Below are 19,624 nucleotides of genomic sequence, written 5' to 3'. Positions count from 1 at the left end.
GCATAAGTTGCGAGCTATCCTTTTCTACTTTCAATGCCTCTCTCCAAGAACGGTTTCAGCAATATTTACAGCATGATCACCAATTCGTTCCAAGTTACTCACAATGTCTACAAATACAATTCCTGATTGCGCACTACATTCCCCCGCATTTAGACGTAGAATATGTTGCCTACGTAATTTACGTTCCATTTTATCGATTTGCTCTTCCTTCTTCATGACATCTGCGGCAAGCTTCTTGTCATTATGATCAAGAGCATGAATCGCTTCACGGACGGTGGAAATGGTCAGCTCAAACATTTGCTCGAGCTCCTCCATTGCTGATTCAGTGAACCTGACCTTATTGGCTAATTGGTAATCCACAAGCTCTAATATATTCTCAAAATGGTCCCCGACTCGTTCAATATCACGGATGGTATTGACGAGGATCGAATGCTCCTCTGATTCATGTTCAGACAAGGAGCTTGAGGACAGGTCAACAAGATAATTGGTAATTTTGCGATCCAAATTATTAATCGCATCCTCCAGCTGTGCAGCTGTATCGGAATGCTTTTGCACCTTCGTTTTCAAATAGCTATTTGTTTCTGTGAGACCTAATACGGCGAATTGTCCCATTCTCAGCACCTCTTCCTTCGCTTGTCCAAGGGCAATCGAAGGAGCTTGTTCGATAAAGACTGGATCTAGATGCTTTGCCTTATACTCAAACTCCGAGTCCTCCCCAGGTATGAGTTTTGTAACAATAAGGGCCAAGACAGCGATAAACGGGAACTGAATGATGGTGTTCGTCGCATTAAAGGTACCGTGGGCAACAGCAACCGTCATTTCTGGATTCAAATTTAGCTGTTCCTGCAAAAAAAGCATCAACGTAGTAAATGGTTCTAATAAAATCATAAAAATGGCTGTCCCAATCAAATTAAATAATACATGCGTGGCGGCTGCCCTTTTGGCCGCAATCGAAGCACCAATAGACGCTAGCACTGCCGTAATCGTCGTCCCAATATTATCCCCAAACAACACAGGTAGCGCTGCGTGGATATCCACTAATCCTTCAGAAAACAATCCTTGCAAAATTCCAATCGTTGCACTGGAGCTTTGAACAATGACCGTAAAAACCGTTCCAATTAAAACGCCCAATACAGGACTCGAGCTCATATTTACCGTTAATTCCTGAAACGCTTCTAAACTGCTTAAGGGCTTCATCCCACTGCTCATAAGCTCCAAACCGAAGAACAGAGCACCGAAGCCAAACACGATTTGCCCAAAGCTATGAATCTTCTTATTTTTAAAGAAAAAGAGTATCCCTGAACCAATTGCTATAATCGGTAATGCATATTCTCCAATATCAATTCCAATAATAAAAGCCGTCACTGTAGTCCCGATATTGGCACCCATGATCACTCCAATTGCTTGCCTTAATGTCATGAATCCCGCACTTACTAATCCAACGACGATCACCGTTGTGCCGGAACTGCTCTGTATGAGTTCAGTGACAATAATCCCTGCTAATACCCCCATGAAAGGATTTGAAGTAAAGCGGTCGAGGATATCCCTTAGCTTGTCTCCAGCTGATTTTTGCAAGCCGTCACCCATGAATTTAATACCGAATAAGAATATTCCTAGACCACCGATAAATTCAAAGAACATTTCTTGAATATTAATATCCAAATCCTTCAACCCCTAGATTAGTAGTTCGACAAGTTCTTTTCTCAAACATTATCCTTAACGCTTTATTTAATGTAAATATTTTACCGACCGAATTTACAGTACCTTTACAAATCATCCATTTATTACAAAGATATTACAATTTAGAATTATTATAGAAATTCTTTTCTTGTGCATATGCATTTCGAAAGATAAAATATATGAAGAATATATGAAGACTACATATAAGGGTGATTGTTCTTGAATATTTTTAAACAGCTCATTTTGAGCCTTTATTCTCCAGCAAGTATTGCTACATGGAGAAGACAAGGAATTGGAAAAACAATTCTTTTTGTATTTTTGCTTACTTTGATTTCCATATTGCCGACCTCGATTCAATTAAGCAAGGGCATCATGGATGGAGTTCATACCACCCAAGAGGTGATTGACAAGGAAGCTCCCAACTTTTCCATTAAAAATGGGGAGTTGCATACAGATATGTCAGCGCCTCTCACAATAGATAAGGGCATGTTCACTTTGATTTTGGATTCTACAGGAGAAGTTGGGGTCAAAGACTTGGATAAAACAAATACCACCATTGCATTGCTGAAGGATGAGATGGCCTTCACTGCAGGAGGTACGGTTGAGCAGTTCTCCTATTCCATGCTAGAGCTTGACGTTCAAAAAGAAGATATTGTCCACTTTCTTGATTCACTGGACTCTCTATTAGTCGTCATCCTACCAATTTTTATCATCGTCATCTATCTTTTCTCAAGCGCATTTAAGTTCATAGGGATATCCATACTGGCACTCATTGGTACTCTATTTAATAGAAATGGAAAGGAAGCACTAGAATATCGATTTCTCTGGAGAATTGCCGCTTATAGCATTACCTTGCCAACTATTTTCTTTATGATTATGGATATCTTCAAAACTCCCGTACCATTTGGCTTTATGCTCTATTGGTTTGTATCCATACTGGTAATGGCTCTGGCTTTAAAAGAAATCCCACAAGCAAAGGAAACGCTAGACTAAAAAAAACGCGATATTCGCGTTTTTTTTTAGTCTATTAAATCTTGGACAAGCATATGATAGAGAAATCCCTTTTTAGGAGGATTTCCTATGAAACGTCTGATTGGACTCATTATGATGATCTTGATCCTATATGTTATCTATTTTGACTTAAGCAAAGGGACCCTTCCAAGTGCAGATACGACTGCGACCGTGCAACAGGAGGAACCAGCTGAAACAGAGGAGCTAATAGACTATTTTGAAATCAAAGTTCAAAGTGGGGATACCGTTTTATCCATTATTGAACAACAGTTGGATGCCTCTGTCTCCGTTCCAATCCAACAGGTTATTGAGGATTTTCAAAAATTGAATAATGGTACGAGTGCCGAGCAAATCCAAATTGGGAAGACCTATAAATTTCCAGATTATCGTGATTTAGCTGAATAACCCAGTTCAACCAGTAAGATTCTTGTCAATCTTAAGCCTTCACTGGTACAATTAACTGTGATTAGAATTATAATAATAAATGCATCTTACTTAGATAAAGGAGCGAATCACTGTTGAGTGAAATTATACATCGTACCAAAACACGACCAGTAAAGGTTGGTCCTTTAACGATAGGCGGAAGCAACGAATTATTCATACAGAGTATGACGACGACAAAAACCCATGATGTTGAAGCCACCGTTGCCCAAATTAAGCGGCTTGAGGAAGCAGGCTGTCAAATTGTTCGGGTTGCTTGCCCTGACGAGAGAGCAGCCAATGCGATTGCCGATATAAAAAAACAGATTAATATTCCGCTCGTTGTTGACATTCATTTCGATTACAAGCTTGCTTTGAAAGCGATCGAGGGCGGAGCAGATAAAATCAGAATCAACCCTGGAAACATCGGGAAAAGGGAAAAGGTGGAAGCTGTTGTAAAAGCGGCCAAGGAAAAAGGGATTCCAATTCGGATCGGGGTCAACGCCGGTTCCTTAGAAAAAAGAATCATCGATAAATATGGTTACCCTACTGCCGATGGCATGGTCGAGAGTGCATTGCACCATATTAAAATATTGGAAGACCTCGATTTCCATGATATCATCGTTTCCATGAAGGCTTCTGACGTAAACTTAGCAATTGAGGCATATGAAAAGGCAGCAAAAGCCTTTGATTATCCATTACATCTAGGAATTACGGAGTCCGGAACCTTATTTGCTGGAACCGTAAAAAGTGCGGCTGGACTTGGGGCCATACTCAGCAAGGGAATTGGAAATACACTTCGAATCTCCCTAAGCGCAGACCCTGTTGAAGAAGTCAAGGTGGCTAGAGAGCTATTGAAATCATTTGGGCTTTCCTCGAATGCGGCTACTTTAATCTCTTGTCCAACCTGTGGACGAATTGAAATTGATTTGATTAGTATTGCCAACGAGGTTGAGGAATATATCCAAAAGATCAAGGCACCGATAAAGGTAGCTGTTCTTGGCTGTGCCGTCAATGGTCCTGGAGAAGCAAGAGAAGCGGATATTGGAATTGCTGGAGCACGCGGAGAAGGACTGCTCTTCCGTAAAGGAAAAATTGTCCGCAAGGTTCCTGAGGAAACAATGGTTGAAGAATTAAAGAAAGAAATTGACCAGATTGCTGAGGAATACTATGCCAAGGGGCAGCAAGAGGCTGTAAAATAATTGGCAAATAAAGGCTTGGCGAATACTCGCCAAGCCTTTTCCTTTGCCAACTGCTCCCAAACTCGAAAAGCTTAGAAGAATGGCAGGACAAACATGCCAATAATAATGGATACAACTCCTATCCCAATAGCCCAGCTACCAAGCGCCTGTGCTCCTCTTCTTCGTGCAATAAAACCAAGCACGATCCCAGCTGCACCGAAAAGAATCGGGGCGACAAACAACGAAAGGATGGAGAGGATAATCGCAGCAAACCCCATGCCTCTGCCTGCTCCAGTGTCTGTCTCTCGATCTACATCATAGCTCCTACCAAAGGATGCAGGTGCAGCCATTTCAGCTGAGGTTTCCTCTAAATAATTTGCAGTTCTAGATTGGTTGTCATAATGGGGGCCCTCATCTTTTCTTAAATTCACAACAGGGGCCTTTTGTTCCTGATCTGCCATATTCAAAATCCCTCGCTTTCTTTAGTGGAGCATTCATATTATTTTACATACTAAGGAATTTTAGAAGTGTAAATGTCTGTCACTTTTCAGGGATTAGAAATGATAAAAGGAGAAGAAAAATGCGGATGAAATTTGGCATTGATATAGATGGTACGGTGACTCGTCCGGATGCAATTGTTCCATTTCTTAACGAGGACTTCGGACTTTCTTTAACATTAGATGATATTTATGATTATGATTTATCGATTTTGGTCGACATTCCTAAGGAACAGTTCTCGGAGTGGTGGTTAGAAAAAGAACCACTCGTATACGAGCGCTCTCCTTTAGCAAAAGATGCCAAAAGGGTTTTAAAGAAATGGGAGAAGCACCATGATCTTTATTATATAAGTGCTCGCAGTATACATCTTCTTGAAAAAACGCAGGAGTGGTTTACCAAAAATGACCTCCCTTTTCATAAAATTGAGCTCGTTGATACGCATGACAAGGTGATTTTTTCCAAAAAATATGAACTGGATATCTTTTTTGAGGATAAGCATGATAATGCGGTAAGAATACATGAACAGCTGTCTATTCCAGTCATTCTTTTTAATACACCCTATAACCAGGATTCCGTACCAAAAGGAGTCATTCGAGTGAATTCATGGGCTGAAGCAGAGGGATGGGTGGACAAATGGCTTGAAAAGCAAAATGCATAGAAAGCGTCAAGCTCTCTATGCATTACATTCAGGACAGCGCCCGTAAATTTCAAATTTATGTCCAGATATGTCAAATCCTTGAAGGTTCTCTCTTAAGCTCTGCATCGGACAGGTCTCAATTTCCTTCGTTTTTCCACAATCCAAACAAATAAAATGATGATGATGCTCATTATGAGAGCATCTATATCGGAAATGCTTTTCTCCGGATAACTCGGTCATTTCAAATATGCCTAGCTCGACAAACATCGATAAATTACGATAAATCGTATCAAAGCTAAGACCAGGATAATCATCCTTCATTTTCTCAAGGACATCCTTAGCGGTTAAATATTTTTCACTATTAGAAAATAGCTCAAGCATTTCCTCTCTTTTTCCTGTATGCTTATAACCTTTTTCCTTCAATATTTGTAGCGCCTCACTGACATTCACGATTTCACCCCATTTTTTACTGGCTTGTTAAAAGATAATTTCTTTAGAAACATGGTGACAATTAAGATCAAGACCGCAATCATCACAATGGTTCCACCAGGAGCCAGATCAATATAATAGGAAAGGACCAGTCCCCCTAGCACAGACGCTTCACCGAGTAGGACTGAATAAAGAATCGTTTGCTTAAAGCCCTTGGCAATTCGAATGCTGGCAGCGACAGGCAAGGTCATCAGGGACGAAACGAGCAAAATTCCGACAACACGCATTGAAGCCGCAATGACGAGTGCAACCATAATGATGAAGATAAAATGGATCCGCTTGACCGCAATCCCAGAGGCTTTTGCATGCTCTTCATCAAAGGATAAGATAAACAACTCTTTATATAATAAGAATATGATACCGACAACGAAAAGGCTTATCACCAAAATCGTATATAGATCAGCTCTGCTTACCGCACTGACACTCCCGAATAAATAGCTAAACAAATCGGTATTAAACCCATCTGCAAGGGAGATAAAGATCACGGCTAAACCGATCCCACCCGATAAAATAATCGGAATCGCAAGCTCTTGAAAATACTTGTAGACCGCTCTTAATTTCTCGATAAAAAGAGCACCCACTACAGAAAAAGTCATCCCCAGGTATAAAGGATTCAACCCGACGAGCAGAAGCTTTTTCTCAAGCAATAGACTCGCAGCAATTCCCGCTAAGGTAACATGGCTCAGGGCATCGGCAATGAGCGATAATCTCCGTACAACAATGAACACACCGAGTAAAGGGGCAATGATTCCGATAATCATGCCAGTGATGAAAGCATTTTGAAGAAATTCATATTGAAATAAGTCATGAATCATGGCTGAACTCCTTTTCAAGATGCTCATGGGAGAGAGGATGAACATCGTGACCAAATAAATGTGACATTTCGTGAAGCTTAAATTCATCTGAATTTCCATGGAAAAATAAATGTTTATTTAGGCACACAACATGGGAAACCTGATCCGATACCGCTCCGATATCATGGGTTACGAGAAGTAACGTAATTCCCCTTTCCTTATTCAGTTCCTCAAGCATCTCATAAAAGGACCGAACATTCTCGGCGTCCACACCTACCGTCGGCTCATCCAATATGAGCAAATTAGGATCGCTAACCAACGCTCTTGCAATAAAAACCCTTTGCTGCTGTCCCCCGGAAAGCTCTCCGATATTCTGATACATATAATTTGACAGGCCCACTGACCGGATCGCCTCTTTGATTTTGAGCTGATGCTCTTGTTTCATGAATTTAAAGAGCCCGATTTTCTTAGTTAGACCGCTTGCCACAACCTCATAAACGGTTGCAGGAAATCCGGTATTGAAGGAATTAGCCTTTTGAGAAACGAAGCCAATTCGCTGCCAATCCTTGAAACGATTGATATCCTCCCCAAACAAACGAATCTTTCCTTCCTGAACCCTTAAAAGCCCTAGAATCAGCTTCAAGAGGGTGGACTTTCCCGAGCCATTTGGACCGACAACCGCTAAGAAGGAGCCGGTTGGTACAGTTAAATGAATATCCTCTAACACGTTCTCTTTTTCGTATCGATATGTTAATCCCGTTACTTCAATAACAGGTCGATTGTCATCCATAAGATCACCTAGTTTTTAAAATAGAATCATTACGATTTAGTAGTATACAGGAATCGAGATATAAAGTAAAGCGAAGGAGCCTCGGCCGTAACACACAAGGGATCTTATTCATACGTTAAAGGGAAGGAGTGAGGACAATTGGGGATCTTTGAGAACATTATTAACCACAAAATAAATACGATCACAACAGGAGAATTACTTAATTATGCCAAGCAATTTCAAATATCCATTACGAGAGAGAAAGCAGAAAAAATTGCTTCCATACTGAGAGGAAGGAATGCCAATATTTTTAATGAATCAGATCGTGTCCAAATCATCAGGGATATTGCAAGGATTGCTGGGAAGGATACGGCCAATGAGGTCAATCGGCTATTTTTGAAGTTCACAAAATAACACGAAGAGGCTGCCGACATCGACAGCCTTCAAACTAATCCTCCATAATATTCTCTAATAGTTGCTCATTAAACTCCTTGCTTCGCAGCATCGCAATTTCATGCTTATACGGTGGTTTTTTGTTATTTTTGTCTTCACCTACATAAGGAGTTTCCAATATCTTCGGGATATCCTCTAACTGTGGGTGATGAACAATATAATTTAAGGCTTTAAAGCCGATATGACCGAAGCCAATATTTTCATGTCTGTCTTTGCTGGCACCTCGTTCATTCTTACTGTCATTAATATGCAGCACCTTGAGACGATCTAGACCAACGATTTTGTCAAATTCATTCAACACTCCGTCGAAATCCCGGGCAATTTCGTATCCAGCATCATGGGTATGACAGGTATCGAAACAGACCGAGAGACGATCATTATGAGTAACACCATTGATAATTTCAGCAATTTCTTCAAAGCTGCGGCCACATTCTGAACCTTTTCCCGCCATTGTTTCTAGGGCAATTTGAAGATTTTCCTGACCCGTTAACACTTCATTTAAGCCCTCGATGATTTTTTTGATTCCAGCCTCACTTCCCGCCCCCACATGGGCACCAGGATGTAGCACGATTTGTCCTGCTCCAATCGCTTCTGTCCGTTCAATTTCACTTCTTAAGAATCTTACCCCTAGCGCAAAGGTATCGGGGTTTGTTGTATTTCCAATATTAATGATGTATGGAGCATGAACGACAATTTCGTCAATCCCGTTTGCCTTCATATGCTCAATTCCCGCCTCAATATTTAGATCCTCTATTTTCTTTCTTCTTGTATTCTGCGGTGCACCTGTATAAATCATAAATGTATTTGCACCATAGGATACGGCTTCCTCACTGGCCGCTAGCAGCATTTTCTTACCGCTCATTGATACATGTGAACCTAATCTAAGCATCTTCTTCTCTCCCCTTGATTATTTCTTTTTCAAACGCCTTTGTCGTTTCTTAATCTGATCCACCTCTGCCTGCATCTTCTTCTTGTATCCAGGCTTGACTTTCTTTGGCTTCTTGACAATCGATTTAGCCATCATATCAATTTCATCCGCCTGCCGCTGTCTCTTTTTGCGTCTATTCCGGTCTCCAATTTCAATGATCTCTCTATCCTTGATGTCGACATTGACAAATTGAATACCAAGGCTCTCCAGACGGTTTAGGGAATCCTCATCCGAAGGGGTGTAAATGGTTAGAGCAATCCCTGAACTACCAGCCCGAGCCGTCCGCCCAACACGATGGATGTAGAAATCCAAATCACTTGGAAGCTCATAGTTGATCACATGGCTAACTCCTTCAATATCAATACCTCTTGCAGCCAAATCTGTTGCCACAATGTATTGAAATTCAAGCTCTTTAATTTGCATCATCATCTTTTTTCGTTCTCTCGGACTCAGGTTTCCGTGGATTCTTCCAACCTTCATTCCACGGCTCAGTAAGGAATCAGCAACTTCATCCGCCATTTTCTTCGTATTGGTGAACACGATGGCTAAATATGGGTTATAGATGGACAAAGCTTCAAAAACAATATCATTCTTATTACGATGCCTTGATGGCAATAGATAGTGGGTTATTTTTTCTGCGGTTATTTGCTTAGGCTCAATTTGAATAAATTTTGGATTTTCCAAATACTTTTTCAAAAAAGGCTTTAGCTTCTCTGGAATTGTCGCAGAAAAAACAAGCATTTGCAGCTTATCTGGCATTCTTGAGGCGATCTGATCGATATCCTCGATGAATCCCATATCGAGCATTAAATCAGCCTCATCGACCACCAAGATGGATGATTTATGTACAAATAAAGCCTGGTCTTTGACTAGATCATGGATTCTTCCAGGGGTTCCAACGACAATATGTGGCTGCACCTTTAATTTCTCAATCGCTCTTTGCTTATCGGTACCACCGATAAAGAGCTTTGTTGAGATTTCTTCATCCCCTTTTAATCGCTCCGTCATCTTTAGAATTTCCTCATAGATCTGACTAGCAAGCTCTCGAGTCGGAGCAGTAATGACTGCCTGTACCTCCTTTTTGCTTGGAACGATCCCTTGAAGAATAGGTAATATATAGGAGTGGGTTTTCCCAGTACCTGTCTGAGATTGCCCGATCGCACTTTCTCCTTTTAAAACAATTGGAATCAATTTTTGTTGGATCTCCGTTGGTTCCATAAAGCCAATTTTATCTAAAGCCTCTAGAATAAATGGTTTGAAATCATATATTTGGAATTTTGTTTTGGTCATCTTTTTGCTCCTTCAGTAACTTATACCTGCCAATGCTGGTATCATCCATCCATTATAATAAAAAATTGTCCAAAGTGCCAACTTACGCTTCTTCCGCAAAAGCACTAAAACCAATCTTAGTCCATTTGCATAGTTTAATAGGAGGAACAGTGTCTTATCGAAAGGAGGGGATTAGCATGCCATCTAGACCAATGTCCCCATTTCAACCACCTAACCCAAGAATGATGCATCCCATGATGAATCGAGGAGGATTTCCTCCAATGAACGGAATGGGTCCAAGGCCGGGAATGGGGCCAAGATCAGGAATGGGTGCAGGGCCAGGAATGCGAGGACCACAGAGAGGCGGAGGAGGATTACTCTCAAGATTATTTGGAAGAGGAGGGGGGCAAGCAGCTGGAACCACTCCATTTTCTTTCCCTGCTCGCTCCATAAGACCTCCATCAGCTGGGGGAGCAGCTGGAAGCAGTGGCGGTTTATTGAGAACGTTAACCAACCCGAACGCCCTCAGTGGCTTCTTAACAAACACGCAAAAGGTTTTGAACACTGCCCAGCAAGTTGGTCCAATGATCCAGCAATACGGACCGCTTGTACGGAATATTCCATCCTTATGGAAGCTCTACCGTGGCCTCAAAAACGCACCAGATGGGTCAGAAGAAGAAAAAGAGCAAGAAAAAACGAAAGAAAAACCAGTTCGAAAAAAGTCCAAAACGAAAAGTCATTCCAAACCGTCAACAGAAGAGAAGGCACCAGAAAAAACAGGAGAGGAACAAAAGAATAATAAGGGTCAATCCGTACCCAAACTATATATTTAAAGCTGTTTGAGAAAAGAGCCGTATTTAAAGAATGCCTGGTGCATTCTTTTTTATGTTTCCGCTATTTCCAGCTTCCTCAAATTGAGGTTTTTGCAGAAGTCCGATATAATGAAGATATTCTGTATTCATAGATTAAGAGCATTATTGCTTTTAAGGGGGTAACTCAATGAAAGTGATCAAGATTTCACCACGCGGCTATTGCTACGGGGTGGTGGATGCGATGGTGATCGCAAGAAATGCGGCTTTAGATAAAACACTGCCAAGACCGATCTATATCCTTGGAATGATCGTTCATAATAAACACGTGACAGATGCTTTTGCAGAGGAAGGCATCATCACATTAGATGGAAATAATCGCCGGGAAATACTTGAAAAGGTAGACAAAGGGACCGTTATCTTTACTGCACACGGGATCTCTCCTGAAGTTCGTGAGCTGGCCAAACAAAAAGGACTTGTGACGATCGATGCAACCTGTCCAGATGTAACTAGAACGCATGACCTAATCCGAGAAAAACGAGACGAAGGCTTCCAAGTCATCTATATCGGGAAAAAAGGGCACCCAGAGCCTGAGGGAGCGGTCGGCGTCGCACCTGATATCGTTCACCTCGTTGAAACAGAAGAGGATGTTCATAATCTAAACCTGGATTATCCAAATCTAATTGTTACTAACCAAACGACGATGAGTCAATGGGATGTTAAGCATATCATGGATCTCTTAAAGGAAAAATATCCCCATGCGGAGTTTCATAATGAAATCTGTAATGCCACACAGGTTCGACAGGAGGCCGTTGCCGGGCAAGCGGGCGAAGCGGATGTCACCATTGTGGTCGGAGATCCAAAAAGCAACAACTCCAATCGTTTAGCACAGGTTTCAGAGGAGATAGCTGGAACTAAAGCCTACCGCATTGGTGATATTAGCGAATTAAATCTCGACTGGATTAAGGATGCAAAAACCGTTGCGGTCACTTCGGGCGCATCTACACCGACACCTATTACAAAAGAAGTAATCTCCTTCATAGAGCAATTTGATCCAAATGATGAATCTACATGGAAGACGGAAAAACAAGTACCACTCAGCAAAATATTACCAAAGGTGAAAAAAGCTTAACCGGGCATGTTTCCGGCTAAGCTTTTTTTTGCATGTAACTTACTTATAAAAATTGAAATGGATCGGTCTGCGGCTTTGAGGCAATAAAGGTCACATCAAGCCCACGCTCCTCACACATTTGATTGAGCTTCATTCGTACGCCTTCCTTCATGACCTTCTCCACATTATGTCCTGGATCGATGATATTTAAGCCTTCCATCATCGCATCATGGGCCACATGATAATAGAAATCACCTGTGACATAGACATCCGCTCCCTTAAATTTTGCGGACATCCAGTATTTATTTCCATCACCGCCTAAGACTGCCACCTTCTTAACTAGTGAATTTAAATCGCCGACAACACGAACACCCTTAACATCAAGTGATTTTTTTACATGCTCAGCAAACTCCCCAAGACTCATTTCATCCACATAACCAATTCTACCTAAGCCTAGTGTTTCTCCTTTATTATCTAGTGGATAAATATCGTAGGCTACCTCTTCGTATGGGTGTGCCTTCAACATGGCAGAGAGAATTCTTTTTTCTAGATTCTCAGGAAAAATCGTTTCGATGCGGACTTCCTGAACCTCTTCAAGCTTTCCCTGTATGCCGATGTGAGGATTCGTATTGTCCCCTGGTAGAAACTGTCCAACTCCATTTGCCGAGAAAGCACAATGACTGTAATTTCCAATTGCTCCTGCACCAGCCTTTCCTAGCGCTTCACGAACCGTATTCGCATGATCGTCAGGAACGAACACAACTAATTTTTTTAACTTCACCTCATAGGTAGGAACGAGCACCTCAACATTAGAAAGTCCAAGCGCCTCAGCCAATAGATCGTTGACCCCGCCCTTTGCGACATCAAGATTTGTGTGGGCCGCATAGACAGCAATCTCATGCTTGATCAGCTTTTCAATGATTCGACCAGAAGCTTGATCCGTCGTAATTTTTTGTAAAGGGCGATAAATAAGAGGATGATGGGCAATAATCATTTGAACATTTTCCGCAATTGCCTCATCGACCACCTCTTCAAGCACATCAAGGGCAATCATGACCTTGTCCACCGGCTTATTCAGGCGACCAATCTGGAGACCAACCTTATCCCCTTCCATCGCATAGACCCTTGGCGAGAACTGTTCAAACAGCTGGATGATTTCATGACCATTTGCCTTCTTCATTGATACAGGACCTCCTCCACCATTCTAATGTTATTCATTAATTGTTCTCTTTTTCTCAGATTGTCATCTGATTTCGCTGCTTGGTCTAATTTTTCTACAATCCGTTTCCAATTCTCGAGTTCACCTTTCCACTTTTTCTTAAAAGGCTGAGACATTTCTTTCATCAAAAAAGGACCTAGTAATAATAAAGGGGGAAGGTTTTTCTGATCATACGGTCTTAGCGGCTCCCCCTGTTCCGCCACAAGAATCTCATAAATTTTCCCATCCTCCTCAAGGATGTCTTCAGCGATTAGCTCCCATCCATGCTCAAGCAACCACTGCCTAATCATTATCGCGCTTAAATTAGGCTGAAGAATTAATCTTTTTACACCGACTAATCTTTCCTTGCCCCTATCTAAAATGCTTGTAATCAGGGCGCCACCCATGCCTGCGATCGTTATACAATCCACCTCACCAGCGGAAATTACTTCAAGACCATCCCCTTTTCGGACGGAAACCTCTTCCGTCAAGCCCTCTGATTCTACCTGTTTTCTTGCAGATTGAAAGGGACCCTCGACGACTTCACCCGCAATCGCAAACGGAACGAGTCCTTTTCTTACAACATGGCAGGGGAGATACGCATGGTCTGAGCCAATATCAGCGATCCGACTTCCTGTTGGTATGTATTTTACGACGGCTTCCAACCGCTGTGATAATTTCTCACTGTTCATTCTTTCACCACTTTACCTAATCTATAGAGAATAGTATAAAAAAAGTCCTTTACAGATGCAAAGGACTCCTACTTCTAATAGTTATATTACGATTATTTCAAGCTCTTAATCCACTCAGCCATCGCCGCTTCTTGTCCAGGAACTAGTCCACCTGGCATTCCACCTTGAGTTCCGTTCTTAAGAATTTCAGCTATTTCATCTTCAGAAATAGGTAACCCCTTCAAAGAAGGACCAACTCCACCTGAATAGTCTCCACCATGGCAGCCTGCACAGCCTTTTTGTTGATAAAGCTCTTCTGGTGTTGCGGAAGCAGATTCTTCTGTTTTGGCTCCGCCATTTTCCTTCTCGGCAGCAATTTCATCCATATCGCCAAGACCCTTAAATGACATGAGAAACATGGCAACAACCCCAATAACCATGATCAAAACAAATGGAATAATTGGATTCCGATTCAATTCATTAACCTCCCTTATGTAAGAACAATCAGTCAAATAAATATATGATACAAACAACCTTTATTGTACTCGAAAACTGACAGAAGGAAAAGCCCTAAAGTAAACTTTGTCACAGTATGTTCTTAAAAAAGTCAAAAAACTCCACCTTCAATGGTAGAGTTTCCAAAAAATCATCTTTAAATGATTATTGATGCTCTTTTTTGTTAATTTCTTTTAGATTAGCAGCCGATCTGTCGAGCGATTACCATCCGCTGGATCTCTGATGTGCCTTCGCCAATTTCCGTAAGCTTTCCATCTCGCAAATAGCGCTCAACGTGATAGTCCTTCATATAGCCATAACCACCATGAATTTGTATGGCTTGATTCGCTACCTCTGTACATATTTCCGATGCATATAGCTTGCACATCGAAGCCTCCTTAGTAAAGGGTCGGCCTTGATCCTTCAGCCAAGCTGCCTTATAGACCATATTACGAGCAAGCTCGATCTTCATGGCCATATCGGCTAATTTGAATTGAATCGCCTGAAAACTTGAAATGGATGTTCCAAATTGCTTGCGCTCCTTCGCATAGCGCAATGCACTTTCAAAAGCCGCCTGGGCAATTCCAACGGCCATGGCACCAATTCCAATTCTCCCACCATCTAAGGTAATGAGAAATTGCTTGAAGCCCTCTCCTTTCTTGCCAAGAAGATAATGAGTCGGGACACGCACATTTTCGAGGATTAACTCGGTTGTATTAGAGGCATTCAAACCCATCTTGTCATAGTTGCATAAAATTGATAGTCCAGGGGAATCGGCTGGGACAATGATTGCGCTGATTTCCTTTCTTCCATCCTTTTCACCAGTTATAGCGGTCAGGGCAATATGCTTGGCATAGCTGGCATTTGTGATAAAGCATTTATTCCCATTAATCCTATATTCTCCTTTATCCTCGATGGCCGTCGTCCTCGTACCACCGGCATCTGAACCAGCATTGGGCTCTGTTAGTCCAAATGCTCCCAGTGACTCTCCCCTGCAGAGTGGGACGAGGAACTTTTCCTTTTGCTCCTTCGTTCCAAATAAATGAAGTGGAGCTCCACCTAAGGAAATATGCGCGGAATAAGTGATACCTGTCGAACCACAAGCTCGACTCAATTCCTCTGTGACAATGGCGAAGCTAATCGTATCAGCCCCGCTCCCACCATATTCCTCTGGAAATGGCAGTCCCATCATTCCCATTTCACCGAGCTGCTTAAATATTTCTAACGGAAATTCTCGAGTGTTATCTCGTTCTAGCGCACCAGGTGAAACTACCTCGTCGGCAAATTCCTTTATCGTTCGGCGTATCATGTCCTGTTCAGGTGTAAGATCAAAATTCATTTGCATCCCCCTCATCCAGATGAAATCGCTTCCATTCCTATTATAAGGGAGTTAGTTGATTTTTCCTAATATTAATAAATTTCAAATTTCTAAATACTATATAAAGAAAGAGATTAACAATACAACCATTCCAAGATAACCCGATATTAAGAAGTACAATAGCTTTAGTTTTTTTCCTGTTAGCAACCAAAGCCCACAGTTCCCAAACAACACCAAATAGAGTGGCATGAGCACCCCTGGGTAGAAGTGGGTAGTGATTTCAACACTTAGTAGTAATAGCATAAGTGCAGAAATAACGAGAGAAACTTGAAACTGAATTCCTTTTTTGAAAAAATAATAAGTAATGAAAATACCAATCAACATTAATAAACCTTTAAGAGCTATTTGCAAATCGAAAGATAATTCAGTAAAATATAATAAAAAAACAAATATTGGGATCAACAGTAAGAGGACTTGAACTTTCTTGCTTGACCTCTGCTTGGATTTTTTGGTCGATTCTTCCGGTTGATTCCCTTCCGTATACAAGGCTAATAAGTAATTACAATACTGCTCTGGAAGCAATCTGTTTTCTTTCCAATATTGGATTTCATTAACAATAATTTTTTTGCGGTTGTTATCCATGTTTTCAAATCCTTCTTTTTTCGAAAAAAAAATAGTTTACTTCAATTGTAAGAAGTAAACTATTTTCTGGCAATGATTTTTCAGCACTTTATTTTAGATGATGCATGTTTATTCTAAAAAGTCTTTTAAACGTTTGCTTCTGCTTGGGTGACGAAGCTTACGTAGGGCTTTCGCTTCGATCTGTCTGATTCGCTCACGGGTAACACCGAAGACTTTCCCTACTTCTTCAAGTGTGCGTGTGCGTCCATCATCCAGTCCAAAACGAAGCCTTAAGACATTTTCTTCTCTATCCGTTAAGGTGTCAAGGACATCTTCAAGCTGCTCCTTAAGAAGCTCATAGGCTGCATGCTCGGAAGGTGAGGTAGCGTCCTGGTCCTCAATGAAGTCACCAAGATGGGAATCATCTTCTTCACCAATAGGAGTTTCCAATGAAACAGGCTCCTGGGCTATTTTTAGAATTTCACGAACCTTATCAGGAGTTAAATCCATATCTTCGGCAATTTCCTCTGGTGTTGGTTCACGACCTAAATCCTGAAGTAATTGACGCTGTACTCGAATTAATTTATTGATGGTTTCAACCATATGCACGGGAATACGGATGGTGCGTGCTTGATCAGCAATCGCACGGGTAATCGCTTGGCGGATCCACCAAGTTGCATAAGTACTGAACTTGAATCCTTTTCTGTAATCAAACTTTTCAACCGCTTTAATCAATCCCATGTTTCCTTCTTGGATTAAATCAAGGAACAGCATTCCACGGCCAACATATCTTTTGGCGATGCTCACGACTAAGCGCAGGTTGGCCTCGGCAAGACGTCTCTTGGCCTCTTCATCACCCTGCTCAATTCTTTCTGCTAATTCGATTTCCTCTTCTGCAGAGAGCAAATCAACGCGACCGATTTCTTTGAGGTACATACGTACAGGGTCATTTATTTTTACACCAGGAGGGACACTGAGGTCATTTAAGTCAAACTCCTCTTCTCCTTTAGCGAGTTCTTGAATATTCGGATCATCTTCATCGCTTTCATCCACGAGCTCGACTCCTTGCTCTTCAAGATGGGCATAGAATTCATCCATTTGATCCGAATCTAACTCAAAACTCGATAGCCTTTCAGCAATATGTTCATAGGCTAATACGCCTGTCTTCTTTCCTAATTCTGCAAGTTGTTCCTTTGTTTGTTCTAGGGTCAAATCTGAATCAACCTCTTTTGAACGGGCTGACTTTTCAGCCATATGTACCCCTCCTTCTAAAATCACAAAAACAGTAATCTTATCTTGAATTCTGTTCTACCTTATACCTTATTTATCTTCCTTACTTTTCATTCATAAAGACTTTCGCAGTTCAATCATTTCCATGGCGATCTTTGCAGCGGTTAGATAATCTTCCTTACGCTCCGCTTCTTGACGCTCTTTTTCTTTTTCCTTTATTTTTAACATTTTTTGATATTTCAACACCTGATTAATATAATCGGATAATTCTTGGTCGCTTACTTCTTCTTTCATAGACATCATTTCAATGTTGGCAACAACTCGTCTAAGCTTTTCATCCTTGAGAAAATCCATGAAGTAACTCGGATTCGGTTCCATTCCGTCCTCGTAGTATCCAAATAGATAGGTGATAATCGCTTGATGCTCATCAATATGAAAGGAATGTCCTAAAAGCTTCTCCTGTACCTGATATGCTAACCCCGAGTCTCTCATCATGTAATAAATGAGACTTCTTTCCGCATTGTAATAGGCTGGTTTCAATGGCTCGATTTGCTTTGCGGGGACAAAGCTTTTATAAGGTTCCTGAGTGGATTGCTGTCGATTATTCTTTTTTCCCGCAAAATAAAGCTGCCTTTGCTGTTCCTTTAATGCCTCAAGCGAAAGTGAGAATTCATTAGCTAGCTGCCGTAAATAATGGTCTCTTTCAACCGCTTTATCAAGCTGGCTAATCTCCATTAATACTTCTTCGATATATTGGAGGCGATCTCCTTCGTTTTGAAGATCTTTTCCTCTTCGAAAATACAGAAGCTTAAAGGACATGAAGGTTAAACTAGAACCAATGATTTCTTTATTAAATTTTTCAGCACCGAATTTCTTGATGTAGTCATCCGGATCCAAACCATCTGGCATTAGAGCTACTCTCACATGAGAACCGGCTTCTGCTAGCATCGTTGCTGCCCGGTATGCGGCCTCTATCCCAGCGGAATCGGAATCATAACATACGGTAACAGCCTCAGCATTTCTGCGAATTAAAGCGATATGCTCAGAAGTTAGAGATGTTCCCATTGTGGCAACGCCGTTCTCCACCCCTGCACGCTCGGCCGCTATACAATCCGCAAACCCTTCAAAAAGTATGACCTGCTGTTGTTTTCTTATACTTGCTCGGGCCAAATGAAAGTTATATAATATTTTGCTTTTATTAAAGATTGCCGTCTCTGGACTATTTAAATATTTGGGCTCGTCTGCCCCAAGGGATCTCCCAGAAAAGGCAATCGTATTTCCTTTTTGATCAAGGATAGGAAACATAATTCGATCTCGGAAGCGATCAAAATAAGTTTCGTCCTTTTCTCGCTTGATAATCAATCCACATCTTTCTAATAGCTCGGGCTCAAAATTTCTCTTTGTCAGAAATTTATAAACAAAGTCCCATGAATTTAACGCATACCCTATTTGAAATTTTTCTATCGATGCAAGTGTGAAGCCTCTGTTCAATAGATATTCTAAAGCGTGCTGACCATCCTTTGTATTTACTAGTAAATGATGGTAAAATTTACGTATTAATTCATGAGCCTCAATCATTTTTGAGAATTCTTTGGAAGCCGATGTTTCCTTTGAAAATGTGGGTGCTGATATCTCTAATTCAATATGAGTTCTTTCAGCAAGCTTGATAGCCGCTTCTTGGAAGGACAAGCTTTCTAGCTCCATCAAAAATGAAAATGCATTTCCTCCTGCTCCACAGCCGAAACAATGAAAAATTTGCTTGTCAGGGGAGACGGAGAATGATGGCGTATTTTCACCATGAAATGGGCAGAGCCCAAAATAGTTACGCCCTTGTTTCTTAAGTTGTACATAGTCACTAATTAAATCAACTATATCAACAGCTTGGCGAATTTCATTAATTTTTTCTTCAGCAATTCGCACATGCATTGAGAACATCCCCATATTTTTTTCTTAAGAGATAAGAAAGTATAATTTTTCAACTTCTAGAATTGTCCAGCTCCAGCGCCTATCGCCTATCAAACTTCAGGTCTTCTCCCTACGAT

At 41.2% G+C, this 19,624-nt stretch carries 21 protein-coding genes; 7 read left to right on the top strand and 14 right to left on the bottom strand.

What is annotated here, in order from left to right; translation table 11 throughout:
• Positions 1 to 30: 30 nt before the first annotated feature.
• A complete protein-coding gene (locus tag J2S07_RS13220) occupies positions 31 to 1,641 on the bottom strand; it encodes a Na/Pi cotransporter family protein (protein ID WP_370872830.1) in 1,611 nt (536 codons plus the stop codon).
• Positions 1,642 to 1,899: 258 nt separating this feature from the next.
• On the opposite strand from J2S07_RS13220, the gene J2S07_RS13215 reads away from it, so the two are divergent.
• The 3 genes from J2S07_RS13215 (at position 1,900) to ispG (ending at position 4,313) form a co-directional block, all read left to right on the top strand.
• Positions 1,900 to 2,673 carry a DUF1189 domain-containing protein gene (locus J2S07_RS13215; RefSeq protein ID WP_307150885.1) on the top strand — a complete coding sequence of 258 codons (774 nt, stop codon included), beginning with the start codon at positions 1,900 to 1,902 and terminating at the stop codon, positions 2,671 to 2,673.
• 87 nt (positions 2,674 to 2,760) lie between these two features.
• On the top strand, positions 2,761 to 3,096 hold the full coding sequence (gene yqfZ, locus J2S07_RS13210; RefSeq protein WP_307150884.1) for a protein YqfZ: 336 nt from the start codon (positions 2,761 to 2,763) through the stop codon (positions 3,094 to 3,096).
• Positions 3,097 to 3,218: 122 nt separating this feature from the next.
• Positions 3,219 to 4,313 (top strand): flavodoxin-dependent (E)-4-hydroxy-3-methylbut-2-enyl-diphosphate synthase, encoded by a 1,095-nt coding sequence (gene ispG, locus J2S07_RS13205; protein WP_307150992.1) that lies wholly within the window; start codon positions 3,219 to 3,221, stop codon positions 4,311 to 4,313.
• Positions 4,314 to 4,384: 71 nt separating this feature from the next.
• Here the strand turns inward: ispG and J2S07_RS13200 are convergent, their stop codons facing one another.
• The gene (locus J2S07_RS13200; RefSeq protein ID WP_307150883.1) at positions 4,385 to 4,753 is read right to left on the bottom strand and encodes a DUF4190 domain-containing protein; all 369 of its coding nucleotides are present in this window, start codon (positions 4,751 to 4,753) and stop codon (positions 4,385 to 4,387) included.
• Between the two features lie 119 nt (positions 4,754 to 4,872).
• On the opposite strand from J2S07_RS13200, the gene J2S07_RS13195 reads away from it, so the two are divergent.
• Positions 4,873 to 5,448 (top strand): 5' nucleotidase, NT5C type, encoded by a 576-nt coding sequence (locus J2S07_RS13195; RefSeq protein ID WP_307150882.1) that lies wholly within the window; start codon positions 4,873 to 4,875, stop codon positions 5,446 to 5,448.
• A 15-nt stretch (positions 5,449 to 5,463) separates the two neighbouring features.
• Here the strand turns inward: J2S07_RS13195 and J2S07_RS13190 are convergent, their stop codons facing one another.
• Genes J2S07_RS13190 through J2S07_RS13180 form a run of 3 tightly spaced genes read right to left on the bottom strand, consistent with a single transcriptional unit; the run spans position 5,464 to position 7,500 of the window.
• Complete coding sequence (locus tag J2S07_RS13190; RefSeq protein ID WP_307150881.1) at positions 5,464 to 5,877, bottom strand: Fur family transcriptional regulator; 414 nt, start codon at positions 5,875 to 5,877, stop codon at positions 5,464 to 5,466.
• Positions 5,874 to 6,731, bottom strand: coding sequence for a metal ABC transporter permease (locus tag J2S07_RS13185; protein WP_307150880.1), 858 nt, complete (start codon positions 6,729 to 6,731; stop codon positions 5,874 to 5,876). The genes J2S07_RS13190 and J2S07_RS13185 overlap by 4 nt, the downstream gene beginning before the upstream one ends.
• Entirely contained in the window at positions 6,721 to 7,500 is a 780-nt protein-coding gene (locus J2S07_RS13180; protein ID WP_307150879.1) for a metal ABC transporter ATP-binding protein, read from the bottom strand. Before J2S07_RS13180 ends, J2S07_RS13185 begins: the two co-directional genes overlap by 11 nt.
• A 138-nt stretch (positions 7,501 to 7,638) precedes the next feature.
• On the opposite strand from J2S07_RS13180, the gene J2S07_RS13175 reads away from it, so the two are divergent.
• The gene (locus J2S07_RS13175; RefSeq protein ID WP_307150878.1) at positions 7,639 to 7,893 is read left to right on the top strand and encodes a DUF2624 domain-containing protein; all 255 of its coding nucleotides are present in this window, start codon (positions 7,639 to 7,641) and stop codon (positions 7,891 to 7,893) included.
• 34 nt (positions 7,894 to 7,927) lie between these two features.
• On the opposite strand, the gene J2S07_RS13170 is transcribed toward J2S07_RS13175, so the two are convergent.
• Together J2S07_RS13170 and J2S07_RS13165 are read right to left on the bottom strand one after the other, a co-directional pair.
• Positions 7,928 to 8,821, bottom strand: coding sequence for a deoxyribonuclease IV (locus tag J2S07_RS13170; RefSeq protein ID WP_307150877.1), 894 nt, complete (start codon positions 8,819 to 8,821; stop codon positions 7,928 to 7,930).
• 18 nt (positions 8,822 to 8,839) lie between these two features.
• The gene (locus tag J2S07_RS13165) at positions 8,840 to 10,150 is read right to left on the bottom strand and encodes a DEAD/DEAH box helicase (RefSeq protein WP_307150876.1); all 1,311 of its coding nucleotides are present in this window, start codon (positions 10,148 to 10,150) and stop codon (positions 8,840 to 8,842) included.
• Between the two features lie 176 nt (positions 10,151 to 10,326).
• On the opposite strand from J2S07_RS13165, the gene vrrA reads away from it, so the two are divergent.
• Positions 10,327 to 10,962 (top strand): VrrA/YqfQ family protein, encoded by a 636-nt coding sequence (gene vrrA / locus J2S07_RS13160; protein ID WP_307150875.1) that lies wholly within the window; start codon positions 10,327 to 10,329, stop codon positions 10,960 to 10,962.
• A gap of 166 nt (positions 10,963 to 11,128) precedes the next feature.
• Positions 11,129 to 12,070, top strand: a complete 942-nt coding sequence (locus J2S07_RS13155) for a 4-hydroxy-3-methylbut-2-enyl diphosphate reductase (protein ID WP_307150874.1) — start codon at positions 11,129 to 11,131, stop codon at positions 12,068 to 12,070.
• A 43-nt stretch (positions 12,071 to 12,113) separates the two neighbouring features.
• Here the strand turns inward: J2S07_RS13155 and J2S07_RS13150 are convergent, their stop codons facing one another.
• From J2S07_RS13150 to dnaG, 7 genes are all read right to left on the bottom strand, one after another.
• Entirely contained in the window at positions 12,114 to 13,229 is a 1,116-nt protein-coding gene (locus J2S07_RS13150) for a Nif3-like dinuclear metal center hexameric protein (RefSeq protein ID WP_307150873.1), read from the bottom strand.
• Positions 13,226 to 13,939 (bottom strand): tRNA (adenine(22)-N(1))-methyltransferase, encoded by a 714-nt coding sequence (locus J2S07_RS13145; RefSeq protein WP_307150872.1) that lies wholly within the window; start codon positions 13,937 to 13,939, stop codon positions 13,226 to 13,228. Before J2S07_RS13145 ends, J2S07_RS13150 begins: the two co-directional genes overlap by 4 nt.
• Before the next feature lie 92 nt (positions 13,940 to 14,031).
• Positions 14,032 to 14,394, bottom strand: a complete 363-nt coding sequence (gene cccA, locus J2S07_RS13140; protein ID WP_307150871.1) for a cytochrome c550 — start codon at positions 14,392 to 14,394, stop codon at positions 14,032 to 14,034.
• Positions 14,395 to 14,612: 218 nt separating this feature from the next.
• Entirely contained in the window at positions 14,613 to 15,752 is a 1,140-nt protein-coding gene (locus J2S07_RS13135; RefSeq protein ID WP_307150870.1) for an acyl-CoA dehydrogenase family protein, read from the bottom strand.
• 96 nt (positions 15,753 to 15,848) lie between these two features.
• Positions 15,849 to 16,373, bottom strand: a complete 525-nt coding sequence (locus tag J2S07_RS13130) for a hypothetical protein (RefSeq protein ID WP_307150869.1) — start codon at positions 16,371 to 16,373, stop codon at positions 15,849 to 15,851.
• Positions 16,374 to 16,481: 108 nt separating this feature from the next.
• Complete coding sequence (rpoD, locus tag J2S07_RS13125; RefSeq protein WP_307150868.1) at positions 16,482 to 17,606, bottom strand: RNA polymerase sigma factor RpoD; 1,125 nt, start codon at positions 17,604 to 17,606, stop codon at positions 16,482 to 16,484.
• A gap of 90 nt (positions 17,607 to 17,696) precedes the next feature.
• The gene (dnaG, locus tag J2S07_RS13120; protein ID WP_307150867.1) at positions 17,697 to 19,508 is read right to left on the bottom strand and encodes a DNA primase; all 1,812 of its coding nucleotides are present in this window, start codon (positions 19,506 to 19,508) and stop codon (positions 17,697 to 17,699) included.
• Positions 19,509 to 19,624: the final 116 nt, after the last annotated feature.

This window comes from Anoxybacillus andreesenii (assembly GCF_030813005.1).
Classification (GTDB): Bacteria; Bacillota; Bacilli; order Bacillales; family Cytobacillaceae; genus Robertmurraya; species Robertmurraya andreesenii.
Note: the sequence above shows the minus strand (reverse complement) of the source record. Positions and strands in the feature narration are given on the sequence as shown.